The organism is Pleurocapsa sp. FMAR1 (genome assembly GCF_963665995.1).
Taxonomy (GTDB): domain Bacteria; phylum Cyanobacteriota; class Cyanobacteriia; order Cyanobacteriales; family Xenococcaceae; genus Waterburya.
Window position 1 is genome coordinate 3,609,197 of sequence record NZ_OY762512.1, and the last position, 18,153, is coordinate 3,627,349.

Consider the following 18,153-nt stretch of genomic DNA (forward strand, 5'->3'; position numbering starts at 1 on the left):
AAAAAAGATTAAAACCATTGACAATTATACCTAATATGGATTTCCAAGCCTACAGTTTAATAATTAAAAATAGATATAAAGTTATCTAATAATTTATATATGACGACCTTATTACCTGCTGTTTTACCTGTAGGCTTGATTATTTTAATTGGTTTTATCGTCGGTCGTACTTTACCATTACAGCGTTCAACTCTCTCCCAGTTAACTTTATATACTTTATCTCCAGCATTAGTAGTTGATGGACTTTATCGTACTAAGTTGTCTTTAGCAAGCTCAAGCAAACTATTGCTAGGATTTGCCCTAACCTCCATAACTATATACAGTCTTGTTTGGCTGGTTAGTAGAGTATTTGGCTTGAATCCAACCCTAAGCCGAGCAATTACCGCTATCATTATGTTTCCTAACAACGGCAATATGGGATTGCCTGTGGCGACTTTTGCTTTGGGTGCAGCAGGACTAGACAGGGCAATTATCTATATGCTGGGGTCTAGTTTTCTCATGTTTTGTTTTGGTCCTGCTATTATTCGCGGGAATGGCGTAATTGAAGGTTTTAAGTTAACTTTACGATTACCGTTGCTTTGGGCAATTTTATTTGGCATTAGCCTGAGATTATTTTCAGTTAAACTACCCTGGGAATTGGATAAAGGTATTCAGCAGTTAGGTGCAGCAGCAATTCCTATTGCCTTGATTTTACTAGGAATGCAATTATCTCAGACTCGTTTCCAACCAAGAATTAAAGAAATTGTACTTGCTATTGCCCGCTTAGCCATTGCTCCTCTGATTGCTTATTGTTTTGGCAGGTTACTACAGCTAGATAGTTTAAATTTACAGGTACTAATTTTGCAAAGTGCCATGCCTACGGCAGTTAATTCTTTTGTGCTGGTAAGCGAGTTTGGTGGCGATAAAGATTTGGTTGCTAGGGCAATTGTTACATCCACCCTGATGAGTTTTGTTACCTTACCTATAGTCTTGACAGTGTTGATGAAAATACCTCAGACATAAAAACAAGTGCCTATAAGAATTTAACGCCAATGCTGATGGGAAATATCCAGTTATTTTCTTACAATGATATTATAGACAGCTTCCGAGATTGAAATTTTTTACTGACAAAATTTAAACCTCAAAAAGTGAATAAGAAATTAAGATTAAGCAAATTATGTTAGGAAATTTTCAGCAAAGCAATTTGCGAATTGAAGTAAACGCCTCGGAAAAAAACATTAGAGAAAGCTTACTCGAAAGCGATCGCCTTAAGCAATGGATGTGGCCACAAAACTTTACTTCTCTATCGGGTCAATTAACTAAAGGAGATACTTTTATTAGTTCTTTGGGATTAATAAAAGTTGAACATCAAGTAGAGATGGTTGAAGATAACTGTCTACGCTTAATACTAAGCAAAGGCATAGATGGATATCATCAATGGCACTGGGGTGATGGCTGGCTACAGTCTCGCTTGGAAGGTATTTCGGCTTTGCCCCTTAATTTGGGACAAACTCTTAGCTTATTTCGTTTACGTCAATACCTCAGTACTAATTATCAATAACCTGAGTTCGGGATAAGCTCAAATTCTTGTTATTTCGTTGGCTGAAAATGCTATTCCTTGGTAAAATAACTGTCGAAATTGTCTTAACCCGAACTAAACGTTACTCAATATTTTCAACTTGAGCAAACGCTGGTTTCCAACTGTCTAAACTCTTCTTGCAAAATAGATACTAGCTGGTTGTTTCCCTGATTTTTTGCTACCCGCAGACGATGCTGCAAGTTACAGCGTAAGTTTTCTAGATGTTTTTTTTGTGCTTGGCGATCGCTTAACTGATATTTCAAAATATCATAAGCAAAACTAACTTCTTCAGCTTGAGATGGCTTAACTAGACACGTCCTAGAAACATAGTTAATCTGCTCGATGTTGCTTTGTCTTCTATGGGACTGGCTTTCTACTGATAATATGTGGCGAGGTAGCTTAGATCTATGATGACAAGCAGTAATTTCTGTTTCAATTAGTAGCTGGTACTCTCTCCTGCTACTAGTTGAATAAGATAGATTTTTCATTATTTTCTTTACAGTCAAAAATATTCATAGTAATAGCAAAAGTTAACAGTTAATTTATTTAGTCTGAATTGATGGAAGTATTGCAGGTAGAGAAGATAGAGAGGTGGTGGAGTGGAGAAATAGAGAGGATGGAGTAAAAACGACTCTACACCAAATACCCCAAATACTTCACTACCCCAATTACTCCTCAAAACAATTTTGACGGACTACTAGCCTTTAGTGTAATGGACTCCTCGATAGGTTAATCCTGTTGGTTTGTTGCTATGACGGTGCTTTTCTGTTAAATGATGAACTTTCCAAGGCTTACCACGATAGAGTCCACCAACTTCACCTTCACTTACATCCCATTCTAAATGGGGAGCTTCATAAGTTTTTCCTCTAAATTGTAGCTTCATTTTTTATACCTCTAACATGAACTATAGATATTTTTTTTACTTTTAAATTTTAAATATTGGCGACTACGAGATTTTCAACTCGATCTGGTTCACATTCTTCCTAACAAATAGGTAAGTATGCTACTTCTTTTTTAAGACAAAGTTAATTCGCCTCTATTACAGTGAGCAATAAAAACTTTTCATCTAAAACATCGAGAAAATTTATTGCCTTGTCATTTTATTATAGTACATTTTTCTGTAACTATTGTTACCGTTTTATCCAGAAAATAGATTTGTTATAAAACTTTACTGAAAAGAATCCTTTTTATTAATTGCAGTATCTACTTGAGCATATAAATCAGCTAGATCGGCATTATTATGTAAAACAACGTCTGCTGCTGCAACCTTTTCTACCAGAGGAAGTTGGTTGTCAATTCTCGATTGAGCTTGCTCTAGAGTTAAATGATTGCGCTGCTGTAGGCGGGTAATTTGTAAAGCGCGATCGCAACTAACTACCCAGATTTCTGTCACCGTATCTGTGAGCTTGGCTTCAAACAACAAAGGTATAGCTAACACGATTGTATTATTTAAAGTATAGTGCAATTCTTGCTGAAAGCGATCGCGAACATAGGGATGGATTTGGCTTTCTAGCCACTGCTTTTCTTGAAGATCATTGAAAACAATTTCTCCTAAACTAGAGCGATCGAGATCGTCATCAGCTAACTTTACCCTCTCACCATAATGAGCAAAAATAGTCTGTAAAATAGGTGAATTTTTTGCTACGGCTTCCCTTGCATAAATATCTGCATCCAATACAGGCAAATTATATTTCTCTGCCAAGTAATTCGATACAGTAGTTTTTCCTGTGGCAATTCCTCCTGTTAGTCCAATAAGTCTGCTGGCTGAATTTTTCATGTGTAACGAATGCTTAAAGTTAATATTTCTAACTAAAGGAAGTTTTTCTAATTACAGTTGCTTGATAAACTAATGCGAGGTAATTTTAAATTAAGGAGCAAGACTTTTGTTAGACCAACAGGCAAAAAAAACAATGTTACGCAAAATCCCTCATGGATTATACATCTGTGGCGTTAAAGAAGGGGATGAAATGAATGGTTTTACAGTTAGCTGGTTGATGCAATCATCCTTTGAACCGCCTTTGGTAGTTAATTGCGTCAAGAAAGGCACTGTTTCCCATAAAATGATCGAAAATACCCAAGTATTCAGCATCAGCTTTTTAGAAGCAGGACAAAAAGACTTAGCGGCATCTTTCTTTAAACCCAAATCCCGCGTGGGTAACAAATTTGAGGATGTGGAATTTTATGAAGGAGAAGAAACAGGCTGTCCGATTATTAAAGACTCTCTGGGTTACATTGAATGTAAAGTAGTCGGCACAGTCGAACAAGGAGATCACACCGTATATGTCGGCGAGGTAATTGCTTCTGGTATTCATCGCCAAGGCGATCAATTGTTGTTATCTAGTACTGGTTGGGAATATGGTGGTTAAAGTAAGAAGTAAGAAGTAATAGGTAAGAAGTAGCAAGTCAGAATGTTTTTAAAAGCGCATCGGTCTTGATAAAGCAGCTAGTTTTATCAAGACTCTTGTAGCTTGCTACTTTTTTTCTGTTGTTTAATCAAATTAACCAACTGCATTAGAATAGCTTTCCGATTCAGACTGGGGTTTAGCAAAAATCATTCTACCTGCGGAGGTTTGTAAAGAAGATGTCACTACTGCCTGTATCTCTCCACCGACGAAATCACTCCCTTCTTCTACCACAACCATAGTGCCGTCTTCTAAATAGCCAATACCCTGTTCTGGTTCTTTCCCTTGCTTAAGTATTTTAAGCTCTAGATTATCCCCAGGAAGATAAACAGGACGTAATGAACGAGCAAGATCGTTAATGTTGAGAATTTGTACCTTTTGTAGATTAGCAACTTTACTAAGGTTATAGTCGTTGGTCAAAAGAGTGCCGCTAATTTCTTGAGTCAATTTAACTAGCTTGGCATCAACCGTATCGATATCCTCATAATCAGCTTGATTAATCACAATGCGATTGGGGTAGTCTTCCTGCATCTGATTAAGAATATCTAAACCTCGTCTACCACGAATCCGCTTTTGGGAGTTGCTAGAATCAGCCAGATTTTGTAATTCTTGCAGCACAAACTGAGGAATAAGTATCTGCCCTTCTAAAAAACCAGTTTTAAGCAGTTCTTCCACCCTGCCGTCGATGATACAGCTAGTATCGAGAACTTTGGCAGGCATAGCTTCTAAAGTTCCTTCAGCTACCAGCATTGATTCAATACTATTAGGATTAATCAAGCGTAAAAAGGTACGTCCATGAGTATCCGCTAAACTAATACCTAAATAAGAGAACATGACGCTACCTAATACCGCTACAGTAGGTTTAAAGAAGCTTAGTTCTTTGGGTATGGGTAACAAGAACATCGGTGCCAGCATTAAGTTGGCTACCAGCAAACCCATAACTAGCCCGATCGCTCTGGTAATGATAATCTCAATTCTAGTGCTGCGAATCTGCTGCTCTAGACGGCGATAGGTAGTCTGTACGGCAACTCCAATGCCTAAACCAATTATGGCAGCAAAGCCAGCAATCACGAAGCGCAAGGCTTCGATATTTGATACCCCTTGCAAGATATCAGGAGGAAGCAACTGTAACCCATCAAACCCGATGTTTACAGCAGCGATAATGCAAATGATAATTATGATGGCATCAACCATTGTCTTAGTTGAATATTATGATAAAGATGTATTTCTTCTTTACTGTAATAAATTCTCGGTAATAGTGTAATAAATCTAAGGGAGTTCTTAATGTTGCAAAATTAATCTAAGCGACGGAATTTATCTCTTAAATCTAGATATATATACGTTTTTAATTTGAAATAGAAATATCCATAATTTTTTTAGAACTATACTCAACATAATTATTCAGGTGTTGAAATATTTAATAATGGCTAAAAATATATCTTTAACCAGACTTAGTTTAAATTCTAATTTAGTAGCCACTGTATTAGATCTAGTTCCTACTGCTGCTTATATTCATATTCCTTTTTGTCGTCGTCGCTGCTTTTACTGCGATTTTCCAATTTCAGTGGTGGGAAATTCGGGGGGGAAATCCGCATCTATTATGCTAGAAGAATATATTGCTGCCTTAATCAAAGATATTCAATCAACACCATCAACCGAAGAACCTCTACAAACAGTTTTTTTTGGTGGTGGCACGCCTTCTTTATTATCTCCACAGCAGCTAACACAAATTATACAGGCGATCGCATCCCATTTTGGTATTGCTGATAACGCCGAAATATCAATGGAAATCGATCCAGGTACTTTTGATCGCCATAGATTATTAGGATATTTAGAAGCAGGGCTAAATCGCTTTAGTTTGGGAGTGCAGACTTTTGATGAGGAGTTGCTCAAAGTTTGTGGGCGTTCTCATACTTTAGCTGATGCAATGCAGGCTGTAGAAATAATTAAACAGCTAGAAATTGATAACTTCAGCTTAGATTTAATTTCAGGTTTACCCCATCAAACCTTAGAACATTGCCTGAAATCTTTAGAAACGGCAATTGCGATCGCGCCTAAGCATCTTTCCTGTTACGATCTAGTACTTGAACCAGTTACTGCCTTCGGCAAACAATATCAGCCAGGAGAAACCCCCTTACCTAATGATGATGACGCTGCCCAGATGTATCGGCTGACTCAAGCGACTTTAACCAAGGCAGGATACCAGCACTACGAGATATCCAATTATGCTCAACCTGGTTATCAGTGTCGTCATAATCGAGTGTATTGGGAAAATAAACCTTATTATGGCTTTGGTATGGGTGCAGCTAGCTACGTTGCAGGGAAAAGATTTTCTCGCCCTCGAACTCGCCGAGAATACTATGCTTGGTTGGAAACAGGATCAATTGTAGATGCACCAGAAATATCTGCCACAGACTATATACTTGAAACTTTAATGCTAGGTTTGCGTTTAGCAGAAGGTATTGATTTAGAACAATTTGAACCAGATATCTTAAAAAAAATCTGGTCTTGCATTAAGCCATATTATCGTCAGGGATGGATAGAAATATTAGATAATCAAGAACAATTGATTGATTTAAAAGATCGAAATTCACTGTTTCCGTTGCCAGGAAGAGTTCGCCTTAGCGATCCTGAAGGATTTCTCTTTTCCAATACTGTTCTTGCTAGCCTATTTGAGAAATTAGCATAATTAATTTTTGTCGGGGCGAATAATCATTGATGTCTTAGCTGAAATGAAAGATGAAATTCGTAGTTAAACTAATAATTATCATTGGTTTGAAAATTCTTGGTTTTAGTATTTTTTATAAATCGGATTTAGTGTCAATTGGCTTTACCTTGCGTTTACCATTGTCTTTATGCTTTTGTTTGGTGACTTGACTATCGAGGCTTAGAAACCAACCTAAGTCTCGCATCGATCGCTTCATTATACGATTCTGTAGCGATCGCCTAAAGAAATTCCATTAACATTACCACGAAACCTTACCATTGCTTCGCTAGAGTTAAATTGCAAAGCAATTTGAAATACGGTCATCTTTTTTTGTACTGCCCACAATAAACCATGTCTGGGAATCTGCAAACATCCACCTAGATATGTTGCCTCATCTTCGTCTTGTTGACGGCGTTGAAAAAGTCCTGTTTTTGGATCTCTGTCTACCATTTTGTGTTTGAGTATTATGTGAGCGAATTCGTGCATAAGATTGGATTGCTGACGTACAGGCACATGACGAGAATTGTGAACGATCCATAATGGATTTTGACGAATAATTCCTGCTGACCAGTTTTTATCAGGATCGCTGAGTAACTTAATAGATTCTGAGTCGGCATTAGGAAATGTTTCAGCAGTAAAAACTTCTGCTTCAAAATGCTTGGCTAAAATTGTGGCTGGTAACGTCTCAAAAGCTTTGAAACCCAACATACTGCGCTTTTTAGATGCGATCGCTTCTAATCTTTGTCGGTTTTCAGTCGTTAAACTTTTAATTAATCCCACTTGTAATTATTCCTTTTCATCTTTATTTTGGGATAAGTCTTTGTATGCTGCTTTAACTAAAGACGCTAAAGCATTAGCGATCGCAGGATCGAGGTTTTTATCGGCACGTAGTTGAATTGAAATAGCTTCAGCAGTTTCTATGTTCTCTTCCTCTGTATCCTTGATTAGCTCATTCAATGGCACTTCTAGCCAGTCACAAATAGCTAAAAATGTATCCATGTCAGGAGTTTTGCCATTTTCTACCCGCGAAATAGTTGAAGGGCTAACATTGCCAATTTCTTTTGCTGTTTCTCGTAAACCGCGAGAACCACGCTTACTACGCACTAGGCTAGCTAATCTTTCGATATCTAGATAACTTCCCATAATGCTATTTTGTTTTACAGAAATATTTTTGTTTCTTAGTTGATACGGCAAAAACAAAGAGTGTATATTTTATGAAACGATTGTATCGCTTGTGAGAAATAGAGAAGGTAAGTACGAACAGTCTGATATTGTGGTGTTCGATGAAGCAGATACGATTATTGAATGGTTTGATAAAGTATATGCAGAACAAGTAACCCTAACTAATAGAAGCAGAGACGGCGTTTTTGATATTACTGGGGTTAAAACCGAACAATCCAACCGAATTGAAACTTTGCGATCGCCTTTAAAGGCTAGATGGAGTGCAGTACAAAGAAATGCCCAAACAGCAATTGAAGCCACTCTTACATTACTCGGCGAAGATTTAGGGCAAAAAATTCTACAAGACTGGGTACAACAAGGTTATTTTACGCCGCACGTGCTTTTTTACAAGTTAGCACGTCGTTTAGCGGGATTAGAAGAATACGATTCTTATGCCAAATCGTCACAGCAACTAATGGCAGATGAGGGAAGAATACAACCCATGATGGAAATTGTGGATTATTTTCTCAAAGACGATCCCGTAATGAGACGTAGAAGTTCCAATTCTGCAACAACTGGACTGTTAGAAATCGTGCAACTTATCAACAACAGGGGCGAAAGTGCTACCGATGAAGAGATTTATAATGATTGTCATAATTGGATAACTACTTTTTTTCCCAACACTCGAAGCAATTTAGATCTTTTAAAAACAGAATTAAATAACCTAAGAAATCAGCCAAACTCGGAGGATTTATATCCTTATCTAACTAAAGAAGAAGATCTCGACACTATTCAAACTCTTGCTTATCGTTTGCAGTTTACCCTAACAGTTACATTATTAGATCGCCATACCAAAATTGTCTTCTATGAATGGCAAAATCGACCTAATAATATTCGTGAACCTTCTCCCCATCGCCGAATGCCAATGGGAATGATTGATATTTTGCCGTTACCAGTTACGGGAAGACAATTCGGGACATATTATTCTAGCAAAGACAGTAATACTCTGAGTCTGTTTGCCTATTCTAATATTGGGCGAGATTACGTACTTAATTTCCATCGCTTATTAACCGATTTTGACGGCTTGAAAGGGGCAAATGTCTTGGCACTTTCAGGAACATCTTATTTACCCGACTCTACTACTTTTCATGTGGGCGATCCTCAAGGGGTATTGATGCCAGAAACAACGGCGCAAGAAGCGATCGCTCAAAGTGAATTTGAATTTCTACCTCAGTTTAATGAGAAGAATAAACCAATTCGCGTCTCTGGTAATTTAAGTAACAAAATACAAGCCCGTACCAAACTCACGCAGGTTGCTAAATCTCTAGTTACTCAAAATGGCAGCAATCATCTTGTTTCGGAACTACAGATACTAAAAGATTTAGGAGAAAGTAATCCCGAACTCTGGGCAGATCGCGATCGCATTTTAATTTTAGTCAACTCTTACGATCAATCTAAATGGGTAGCAGATGAATTGCGAACTTACTTACCCGATATTCGCGAACAAATCTATCATTTAGTTAATGACAACCTAGAACCAGAAAAAAACGGCAAATTCAAGCCAGGAGAGCTAAAAAGAGCAGATATCGAAACATTTGGGCAAAATGGGGGCAAAATACTAGTTGCGTCTACAAGCTCTATCGGACGTGGATTCAATATCCTTAACAGTAACGGTAAAGCAGCTTTTGGCGCAGTGTACTTTCTAACTCGTCCTTATCCTCATCCCAATGATACAGCAGCGATCGTCCAGGAATTAAATCGACGTGCCTATGAATGGCGAGATAAAGAAGATTTTATTGTTTGGCAACAAGCAGATGGAATTGCCCAAAGTGCAGAATTACTGAGAAAAACAGCAAATAATTACTGGCGTTCAGTTGAACAGCGTTCTTACTATCGAACTCTGCGAGATAATCCTGATTTATGTGCTTTTCCCCGTCATGATTTAGCAGCCACAACACTAGGCAGAATTATTCAAGCAGTAGGGCGTTTGATTCGCGGTGGTGTTCCCTTTCATGGTTATTTTGTTGACTCTGCTTGGGCAGATAATAGTGCTAAAAAGCTTGCTGCTGAAAAAGCTGGTGACGATCCAAATCAAATTGATAATGATAGCGAAGAAAATAGCTTGTTAGTCGCCACGATACTCAGAGTTTGTGATTATGCAGCAGAAGATGACTCAGTTGGGAATGCTTTATATAGACCACTTGCTGATGCTTTAGAAAATATCGAAAATGTCTTCTTCTAAAAAAATTTGTGTAATTAGATAAACCCTGTAGGGGCGAACGGCCGTTCGCCCTTACCCATAACGTAATGTAATTATTTTCAATAAATATTATGCAAAAAAAAACAATTCTAATGTAGCTTTACCCTCCCGTATGAATTTAGCGGAAAACCCATTTGCTGATTTAAAAATTGCCGTGTTAATGTTTCCTTATTCTAGGGAGGTTCGAGATTTTTGTAACGATATCCAAAGAGTACTACGTAAAAAAGAGAAAGAACCTTTTCCTTATCGACAATTAAATAATGGTTTACTTGCCTGTAGTTCAACTTTGACTTATGGTTTTGAATGGTTAGAAACCATAGATTATGTTCGTCAATATCGCGCATTAGCTGTTGGTAAATCTGAAAATATTTTAGACAATATACCCACACCACAACAGATACACGATCTGATTTTTACTTGGGCGCAAACTTGGACAAGACAATTTTTAAATAGGCGAGGTAATAAAGATGAGATCGAATCAGTATGCGATCGCTTTTTAGATGCTGTTGATATTTTCCCCGAAGATTGGCAATGGGAATATATTCAACCAGCAACTTTAATCGAAGATATTAATTCTAATAACGGTTTGGGATATCAGGCGATTCCCAGTTTACTTGCGACTTTATTACACGAAAAAACTATTACTATCAAGTTAGAAAATATAGAGCAAAAAATTATTTGGCGTAAAGTACAAAACGGTTGTTCGGGTAAAACGGGATTACATTTAGTCAGTCAGCCTTTTAAAGTTAACTATATCGAAAAAAATGATCGGGATGGAACGGTTAAAGAACAAGAAGGTTATTATGCCTATACCCTAAATTTATATTTACATACTCAAGCAGGAAGATTTAATGATCGAGGTAATTTAAAGCCTTGGATATTTTTACACCTCGGTTGTCAAAGATACGCCGATGAACCTTTAGTAAAACATAATTTTGGGCGAAATATTTCTGTCTTAATAGGAATGAATACCGCCCGTATAGATAACTATCCTACTGATTCAATTTTAGTTAAGTTGACTACCGATCGCGATAATGTTAAACAATGGCAAGAACAGTTACCAGATTTGCTAGCTGCATTCAAAGCACGTCCTCTTATTAAGCCACAGGAAATATTCAACAATCCTAAAAAATATGGCAATTTAGATAATGCTAAAAAGTGGAGTAATGATGAATATTATCTTATTCATACTGAAGGCTACAAATACAGGGAAGAAGGGCAAAAAAGCGGCGGACACGGGCATCATATCGATACTGGTTTTAGTTTAAAAGAACGTGCAGATATTACTAGTAAAGTCTTGCAATTATTAAATTGCACATTAATTGCAGACAAACCAATGGAATGCGATATTAAAGCACCAACTGGTAAAAAAATGCCTTTGGCAATGCGCGATTATGATTATCTAGGTAAATCTTTATTGCCTTCTGCGCTATCAAAACATAGTGAAGAGGAACAACAAGAAAAAGTAAAGGAAAAACAGACTATTATCGTAAATGCTATTAAACGAGCCTCTAATAATAATCCAATTTATTTATTTGTAATTTATCGCGAAGAACACACTAAAAGATTAGTCAATCAGCAATTACGATAATCTTTATTGTTACGAGAGGGCGATTGCTTTCCAGAACATATTACCGTTACAGATGTTTTGATTGAAGACTCCACTCTTTTAGAAAGAATATCTGTAAGTGGCTTGTCTTCAGTCAACAGAAACTTCGATCAAGAAATAAGAAAAGGGCATACCAAAAAACGTCAGGCTTGGCAGAATTTTTTAAAGAATAATGTTCTCAACAAAGTAAAAAGTAAAAACGACTCAAGTATTTTTGCAATTATTGAAATAGGAACAATTCAAAAAATAAAAGGAGTAGACCCCAAACAAAACATTAGAGGTGCAGTACGAGAAGCTTGTGTCTTAGAAAATATCAATTCTCAGATGCTACAAACAGTAAAGCCAACCAAGAAAGATGATAAAGTTTATAGTCCACAAACAAAAGGAAGAACATTAAACGCTGTATTAGATGTAACTTTGCGCCATACAGGTACATTGTACGGTTTACCTTCAGAAGTTTACCAACTAGCAAAAATACCAGAAAATATTGCTCACAAATTAGATATAATTGCCTTTTGTCGAGTGCAAAAAAACAATTTTATCGGTAGAAATCAGTTTCAATATGCGATCGCAGTACGTCTTAGTGCTACAGGAACAGTAGACGTTTTGCTTCCTAACCATAAACAATGGATTCCTTATACACAAGCAGGAATAGAAATAGGAAAATTATTTCATGAAGTAAGAAAAGCGAGAAATACTCAAGGCAGCGATCGCAAAATATTAGAACAGGTTCAAATGAAGGGCGGAGATTTAGTAAAGTTTGTCGCCGATACATTGGTAAATCATTTAAAAAATCCTACTGTTGTTTTAATTGAAGCTGATGTTTGGCGTAACGAACGTAGCAAAAATGGAAGCGGTAATCAGGCTTGGTTTCAATTAAAAAATGAATATTTATTAGAGCAACGAGATATTTTAAACTTTAGTCATGTAATTGGTCACAACTGCCAATATAAAAGAGACGACGAAAAACTGAACAATTTGTTAACTGTAATTCGCCTTCGTAGCGGAAAGGAGACACCTCAGTATGTTACTAATAGACAGGAATGGAATGAAGATTCTGAAACCAAAGACTTTACTCAATTAAGTGGATTTATAGATAAAACAGCCCCAGAATTATTACATTATTTTTCAATAGGTAGAATACCTAGCACTCAAAAAGGGCAAAATGAACCCCAAGCTAGAAATTTGTCCAAAATAGAACATCAAGATGATATCTACGCAGCCAACATTGCTTACAAACATCAGCAAATGATTGAAATATTGCCCTTTTTTGTTCGCGCCGATCTTCAGACAGAAAAAAGCCTAAAAGCACTTTGTCGAGTACCACACTATTTAAGAACATCTCCCGCATTTACAAAAGGAAATATTCATCAACCATACCCAATGCACCTAGGAATTGATCTAATCCAAGATCTTCTATGTATTTTAGATTTGGATTTTTAGAGCCTAAAAAGTTTTGTTTTTGGAGATCTCTATTTAATATTACTTTAAAACTTTAGCTATGCGGTCTGCTAAATTAAATGGATCGTAGGGTTTAGTAATTACATCGGACACCTGAAGCTGAGTAAAGGATCTTAGTTCGGCTGGTTGAGCTTTTGCCGTTAATAAAATGACGGGAATAGAGCGAGTGACAAAATTAGCCTGTAGTTCAGAAAAAGTTTGCAAACCATCCATAACTGGCATCATCACATCCAATAAAATTAAATTTGGCTGCTTGGCGATCGCTTTAATTAAGCTTTCTTGACCCGAACTTGCCGTGATAATTTCCCAATTCCTAGTTACTTCCAATCAAATTTGAGTAGCTTCCCGCACGTCGTCATAGTCATCAATTATTAAAATTCTTTGATTCATTATTAGTACGGGCGAACAGCCAGCCGTTCGCCCTTAACTGATTACCAATTGCTTATTACCAATTGCGTCCCTATTACGTCACTGAAGAAGGATTGGTGGGCATTACTCAAATAATTGATTCTGTTGTTATTAATTGGGATGCCCACCCTACAATCTTATCTAATAGGAAAATGACGATAGTTGCGATCGGCAAGATTAAAATTCCTACCTGCCAAGGTTTAATGGATTTTATTGCTTTTCCTCTGCCTTAGAGTCTTATGATCTGTTTTTATCCTAGCGAGATTTTTAATAAAGCAGATTAATTTGGTAATAGACCTGTTTCAAGATTTTGCCCGATTGCCTTTCTGTAGCCAACCTGGAGGATTAGAAATTATTCTAATCCCCGCCACCAGAATTACAACCAAAACGATCGCAGCAGTCCAAAGCGGGAAAGTAATACCCAGAATCGATAAAGAAACTGAGCCGACAAGTTCGGTAGTTGCCACAATAAAGTTACCTAATCCAGCAGTAACGCCTGTAGAAGCTAATCTAGTAAAACTAGCCAAAGTTCCCATCAATCCTGCTGTTCCACCTCCTGCGATCGCAGCTAACGTCCATTGTAAGACAGGATCGGTATGTCCCAAAGTAGCAGCAGTTAAGACTGTACCAATACCTACGGCAATTGGCACTTGAACCGTATCTAATAGGTTATCGACTACGGGAACGTAATAAGCCAAAACTTCTAAAACAGTAGCAATGGCAAAAGCGATCGCTGCCTCGGTAGTTCCCAGCCATTCAAATCCTGACGAGAGGGGAATATGACCATACATAGCCCCCAAACTCAATACTAAAGGTGGTAAAAAAACTCGCAGACCACAGGCTGCACTGAGGGTTATACCTAAACAGAGGGCAACAATAATTTCCATAATTTAGTTTGATCTACCTATCTATCTTCCGCCGACAACTACGTTTTTGATGCGAATATGAGGACCTCCAACACTTACAGGCAAAGGCATTTGTCCCCCTTTTCCGCATCCTCCATTGGTATAGAGAGTGTCGCTACTAATTGCATCTATATCTTGCAGAGTTTGAAAAACATTCCCTGATAAGGTTACATCACTAACAGGCTCGGCAACTTTACCATCGCGAATCATATATCCTTCTGCTGCTGCAAAAGTAAACATTTCGCCGTTAGTTTGTCCACCTAGCATTCTGACGGCATATACTCCTTCTTTTATACCTTCAAACATCTTTTCTAAGGGAGTATCTCCAGGTTCAATAGCCGTATTAGTCATCCGCACAATAGGAGGATAGTTAGCGCGAATTGCTCTAGCGTTACCTGTGGGTTTTTCCTGCATTTTTCCTGCTGTCTCGCGAGAGTGGAGACGCTCTGTTAAAACACCGTTTTTAATCAAATACTTACGTTGTCCTGGCACACCTTCATCATCGTACTTCATCGAGCCTGGTAGGTTCTCCATGGTTGCATCATCAACAACATTTAGCTGTTCAATGCCCATAGGTTTACCCAAAGTAAGCAATTCCTGCATTTTAGGATTCTCGTAGACAAAATCTGCTTCTGAAAGATGCCCAAAAGCCTCGTGAATAAACACCCCAGCTAGATAAGGATCGAGAATTACCGTATATTGACCACCTTTAACCGATTTCGCTTCTAATTGTCTAACTGCTCGTTCTGCTGCTCCTTTAACTTTGTCTTCAATACCCACCAAAACATCAAAATCATTGCGGGAATGAACAGACTCAAAGCCTTGACGTACTATTCCGTCTTCTCCTTTAGCGATCGCTGCAAATCGTCCATTAACGTCTAGTCTTTCTTGGACAATACAGCTACCAGTAGAATTGACAAAAGTTTTAGTCGCAAAGCGATCGCTAATACTTGCCATTGTCGTTTGAATGCGAGGATCGAAATTCAAAAGAATTTGATTATAAGCCTCTAGCAGCTTACGTTTATCTTGCAGGGATACACTACGAGGATCTCGTTTAATCTTCTCTTGGACGAAATCTTCAATTGGTTCGGCAGTTGCTAGCTGAGTTTTATCTTTACCTACAAGTTTAGCTTGAGAAATAGCTTCTTCAATTCGTTCATGCAACTCTTTCAAGCCATTAAAGGTAACAAAACTCCAGCCACCATCATGACAGGCGCGTATTCCTCCACCAAGAGAAAAACTACGATCTACAGAGTCTAGCTGTTCACCACGAAAAGAAAGCCCTGTAGACTCACTCTGTTCAACTCTAATCTCTAAATAATCTATTTGGTTTTTATAGGCTGCGATCGCACTTTTGATCTGTTCTGTTGTCGCTGTAGCTGCTGTTGCTGTACTCATCGGCGTTATTCTTAAATATACTTACTCAATTATTAATATTTTGACATTAAATTTCCCAGAGGGACGAAGATCGCCACTAATATCCTAAGTCAGAGCAAACTAATAACTACTATTTAAGCGATCGCTACTTGTTAGCATAGACTAAAGCAAGCGAATATTTGTCGTTATGGATTTGATCAAATGAGTATTTATATACTGATACACGGTTCGTGGCACGGTAGCTGGTGCTGGAACAAAGTAGCAACTCTGTTGGAGCAGGCTGGACACAAAGCAATTGCACCTGACTTACCCAGTCACGGTGATGATCGGACACCCATCTTTGAAGTTACTTTGCAAAGCTATGAGGATCGTGTCTGCGAAGTAGTAAAAGCGCAAACAGAGCCAGTTATTTTAGTGGGGCATAGCATGGCTGGAATAGTCATTACCCAAGCTGCCGAACAATGCCCAGCTAAGATCGAGAAGGGTAGAGTCGAGGGGAGCTATTACGCTCCGCCCCTCTCTTTTAGATCTGTACGTGCGACTTTCACCGCATACGGCTCCCGAATATCTTTAGTCTTTCCGACCTTTGCCCATGTGTGTATAGTGGTGACAGCTTCTGTGATTGGCGATTAGATTCTCCCTGTCCCAGTTGTTGTGATTACCATCAATATGATGTAATTCTACTTTTTCTCCGTAGAGAAATTTCAATCCACAATATCCACATGAATGATTTTGTTTTCTAAGCGTGCTTGCTATTGCTCCGTCGTAATATTTACTGTTTCTCTTTGCCCAGTAGTTTATGTCTCCATCAAAAGGAGTCTTTTCTCCTTTGACGTTGACAAATTTGTTCTCTGAGTAACTAACAGTTGGGAAGGCGTTTTTGACCATTTTGACTGCTTTATAGCGGTTTATAGATTTTTGTTTTAAGAACACTTTGAATGTTCTTTGGGATAATCTCCCTAAATTGAATCTTGAACCGTCCATCTTGCAGAATTTATGGTAATTGCGCCATCCCCTAACGACAGGCGCTAGCTTTGACACTTTTGTTTCCGCATCATAGTTAGAGTTGTTGACGATGTATTTAACTTTGTTACGAAAAGCTTTGAAGTTGTCCACTGATGGGATGCTCCTAAACTTGCCGTTTTTTTGGACGTAAAATTTCCATCCAAGAAAGTCAAAACCATCTGTCGAAGCCGTTACTTTGGTCTTCTTTTGGTTAACTTCCATTCCTCGTTTGGCAAGAAATTCTTCAACTTTGGCAAGTATTTGTTCTGCACTATCTTCTGGTTTTAGTATGAAAACCATGTCATCCGCATAACGAGTACACTTAGATGTCCTTTGTTCCCCAATTAGTTCTATGCCGTTCAAAGCAATGTTAGCCAATAATGGGCTTACAACTCCACCTTGCGGTGTACCTTGATTGGGAAACTGTGGGTTAACTCCGATTTTAAGACATCGACGTATTCCGTCTATAATAAAATCGGGAGCAATAACTATGTCTAAGATGGATTTATGACTTATGCGGTCAAAGCATTTAGAGATGTCTATTTCTAGAACTCTCTTTTTAATTCCGTTGCTTTTGCTTCTTAGATTGTTGAACAGGTTTTTTTGGGCGTCATGTGTGCCTCGTCCTGGTCTAAACCCGTAGCTTCGAGCATGGAACGTTGCTTCGTGTGCTGGTTCTAGAGCATATTTCAGTAAACATTGATATGCTCTATCGGCTATTGTTGGTATTTTCAGTATTCGCTTGCTGCCATCCTTTTTAGGAATGGGTATCTCGCGAAGTCCCTGGTGTACCCAAGTTTTGTAGTTCTTTCTTAGAGTTTCCTCTAAGTCAAACCTTTCCTTGAATGACAATAATTTCTTGCCATCAATTCCAGCCGTTTTCTTTCCTGTGTTTAGTTGAGTTACTTGTCTAATTGCTAGCATCCTTGCTGAACGAGAAGATAGAATCAACTTCTGTAGACTTTTAGCCTTAGCTTTGTCTCCTTCTCTAGTTGCTTTGTATATTCTCCTTTGGAGGCGAAATAATACTTTCTGAAATCCCTTCCAGTCGGCAAATTTCCAGTTATCGCTATAACTTATGCTATGCGTCATAATTATTACCTTCTTAGTTGAACATTGTTCTGATATCCTTGAGGCGCGGAAAGCAAAGCTTTCCCAGTCGTCGAAGACGACGATCTGAGTGCTTCGCACTCTGCACGCCTCATCCTACCCTCTGCTTGGTTTTCCGCTACTCGTCTAGCCTATTCAGGTTTTCGATTCCTGAAACCAAGTATCAGAGTTTTTATTCGTTCCGATGGTT

Annotated in this window: 19 protein-coding genes; 9 read left to right on the top strand and 10 right to left on the bottom strand. The window is 38.1% G+C overall.

Translation table 11 applies throughout. The features are described from left to right. Nucleotides 1-99 precede the first annotated feature (99 nt). Together SLP02_RS17565 and SLP02_RS17570 are read left to right on the top strand one after the other, a co-directional pair. Nucleotides 100-1,002 (top strand): AEC family transporter, encoded by a 903-nt coding sequence (locus SLP02_RS17565; protein ID WP_319422034.1) that lies wholly within the window; start codon nucleotides 100-102, stop codon nucleotides 1,000-1,002. 154 nt (nucleotides 1,003-1,156) lie between these two features. Beyond that, complete coding sequence (locus tag SLP02_RS17570) at nucleotides 1,157-1,540, top strand: hypothetical protein (RefSeq protein WP_319422035.1); 384 nt, start codon at nucleotides 1,157-1,159, stop codon at nucleotides 1,538-1,540. A 113-nt stretch (nucleotides 1,541-1,653) separates the two neighbouring features. Here the strand turns inward: SLP02_RS17570 and SLP02_RS17575 are convergent, their stop codons facing one another. From SLP02_RS17575 to coaE, 3 genes are all read right to left on the bottom strand, one after another. Further along, nucleotides 1,654-2,046, bottom strand: a complete 393-nt coding sequence (locus tag SLP02_RS17575; protein WP_319422036.1) for a hypothetical protein — start codon at nucleotides 2,044-2,046, stop codon at nucleotides 1,654-1,656. Nucleotides 2,047-2,255: 209 nt separating this feature from the next. Continuing rightward, on the bottom strand, nucleotides 2,256-2,441 hold the full coding sequence (locus SLP02_RS17580) for a DUF4278 domain-containing protein (RefSeq protein ID WP_319422037.1): 186 nt from the start codon (nucleotides 2,439-2,441) through the stop codon (nucleotides 2,256-2,258). Between the two features lie 285 nt (nucleotides 2,442-2,726). Continuing rightward, nucleotides 2,727-3,335, bottom strand: a complete 609-nt coding sequence (coaE, locus tag SLP02_RS17585; protein ID WP_319422038.1) for a dephospho-CoA kinase — start codon at nucleotides 3,333-3,335, stop codon at nucleotides 2,727-2,729. A gap of 106 nt (nucleotides 3,336-3,441) precedes the next feature. Here coaE and SLP02_RS17590 point away from each other — a divergent pair, with 106 nt between their 5' ends. Further along, nucleotides 3,442-3,924, top strand: coding sequence for a flavin reductase family protein (locus SLP02_RS17590; RefSeq protein ID WP_413467228.1), 483 nt, complete (start codon nucleotides 3,442-3,444; stop codon nucleotides 3,922-3,924). 132 nt (nucleotides 3,925-4,056) lie between these two features. Here the strand turns inward: SLP02_RS17590 and SLP02_RS17595 are convergent, their stop codons facing one another. Then, complete coding sequence (locus SLP02_RS17595; RefSeq protein WP_319422040.1) at nucleotides 4,057-5,154, bottom strand: PIN/TRAM domain-containing protein; 1,098 nt, start codon at nucleotides 5,152-5,154, stop codon at nucleotides 4,057-4,059. A gap of 229 nt (nucleotides 5,155-5,383) precedes the next feature. Here SLP02_RS17595 and hemW point away from each other — a divergent pair, with 229 nt between their 5' ends. Continuing rightward, nucleotides 5,384-6,649 (top strand): radical SAM family heme chaperone HemW, encoded by a 1,266-nt coding sequence (gene hemW, locus SLP02_RS17600; protein ID WP_319422041.1) that lies wholly within the window; start codon nucleotides 5,384-5,386, stop codon nucleotides 6,647-6,649. A 234-nt stretch (nucleotides 6,650-6,883) separates the two neighbouring features. Here hemW and SLP02_RS17605 read toward each other — a convergent pair whose 3' ends face one another. Both SLP02_RS17605 and SLP02_RS17610 read right to left on the bottom strand, forming a co-directional pair. Further along, entirely contained in the window at nucleotides 6,884-7,447 is a 564-nt protein-coding gene (locus SLP02_RS17605) for an ImmA/IrrE family metallo-endopeptidase (RefSeq protein WP_319422042.1), read from the bottom strand. Nucleotides 7,448-7,453: 6 nt separating this feature from the next. Further along, entirely contained in the window at nucleotides 7,454-7,810 is a 357-nt protein-coding gene (locus SLP02_RS17610) for a helix-turn-helix domain-containing protein (RefSeq protein ID WP_319422043.1), read from the bottom strand. A gap of 91 nt (nucleotides 7,811-7,901) precedes the next feature. On the opposite strand from SLP02_RS17610, the gene SLP02_RS17615 reads away from it, so the two are divergent. From SLP02_RS17615 to SLP02_RS17625, 3 genes are all read left to right on the top strand, one after another. Then, a complete protein-coding gene (locus SLP02_RS17615) occupies nucleotides 7,902-10,070 on the top strand; it encodes a hypothetical protein (protein ID WP_319422044.1) in 2,169 nt (722 codons plus the stop codon). A gap of 130 nt (nucleotides 10,071-10,200) precedes the next feature. Continuing rightward, nucleotides 10,201-11,679, top strand: coding sequence for a pPIWI_RE module domain-containing protein (locus SLP02_RS17620; protein WP_319422045.1), 1,479 nt, complete (start codon nucleotides 10,201-10,203; stop codon nucleotides 11,677-11,679). Nucleotides 11,680-11,685: 6 nt separating this feature from the next. Beyond that, a complete protein-coding gene (locus SLP02_RS17625; protein WP_319422046.1) occupies nucleotides 11,686-13,140 on the top strand; it encodes an RNaseH domain-containing protein in 1,455 nt (484 codons plus the stop codon). Nucleotides 13,141-13,179: 39 nt separating this feature from the next. Here the strand turns inward: SLP02_RS17625 and SLP02_RS17630 are convergent, their stop codons facing one another. After that, nucleotides 13,180-13,485, bottom strand: coding sequence for a response regulator (locus tag SLP02_RS17630; protein ID WP_319422047.1), 306 nt, complete (start codon nucleotides 13,483-13,485; stop codon nucleotides 13,180-13,182). A 125-nt stretch (nucleotides 13,486-13,610) separates the two neighbouring features. Between SLP02_RS17630 and SLP02_RS17635 the strand changes: the two genes are divergently transcribed. Next, nucleotides 13,611-13,799 (top strand): hypothetical protein, encoded by a 189-nt coding sequence (locus SLP02_RS17635; RefSeq protein WP_319422048.1) that lies wholly within the window; start codon nucleotides 13,611-13,613, stop codon nucleotides 13,797-13,799. A gap of 69 nt (nucleotides 13,800-13,868) precedes the next feature. Here SLP02_RS17635 and SLP02_RS17640 read toward each other — a convergent pair whose 3' ends face one another. Both SLP02_RS17640 and SLP02_RS17645 read right to left on the bottom strand, forming a co-directional pair. Continuing rightward, nucleotides 13,869-14,453 (bottom strand): DUF4126 domain-containing protein, encoded by a 585-nt coding sequence (locus SLP02_RS17640; protein ID WP_319422049.1) that lies wholly within the window; start codon nucleotides 14,451-14,453, stop codon nucleotides 13,869-13,871. A gap of 21 nt (nucleotides 14,454-14,474) precedes the next feature. Continuing rightward, nucleotides 14,475-15,869: a TldD/PmbA family protein gene (locus SLP02_RS17645; protein WP_319422050.1), complete on the bottom strand. Its 1,395-nt coding sequence runs from the start codon at nucleotides 15,867-15,869 to the stop codon at nucleotides 14,475-14,477. Between the two features lie 180 nt (nucleotides 15,870-16,049). On the opposite strand from SLP02_RS17645, the gene SLP02_RS26770 reads away from it, so the two are divergent. After that, a complete protein-coding gene (locus SLP02_RS26770; protein ID WP_413467230.1) occupies nucleotides 16,050-16,481 on the top strand; it encodes an alpha/beta fold hydrolase in 432 nt (143 codons plus the stop codon). Here the strand turns inward: SLP02_RS26770 and SLP02_RS17650 are convergent. Next, the gene (locus SLP02_RS17650; protein WP_413467320.1) at nucleotides 16,419-17,948 is read right to left on the bottom strand and encodes a group II intron reverse transcriptase/maturase; all 1,530 of its coding nucleotides are present in this window, start codon (nucleotides 17,946-17,948) and stop codon (nucleotides 16,419-16,421) included. The genes SLP02_RS26770 and SLP02_RS17650 overlap by 63 nt on opposite strands. Between the last annotated feature and the right edge of the window lie 205 nt (nucleotides 17,949-18,153).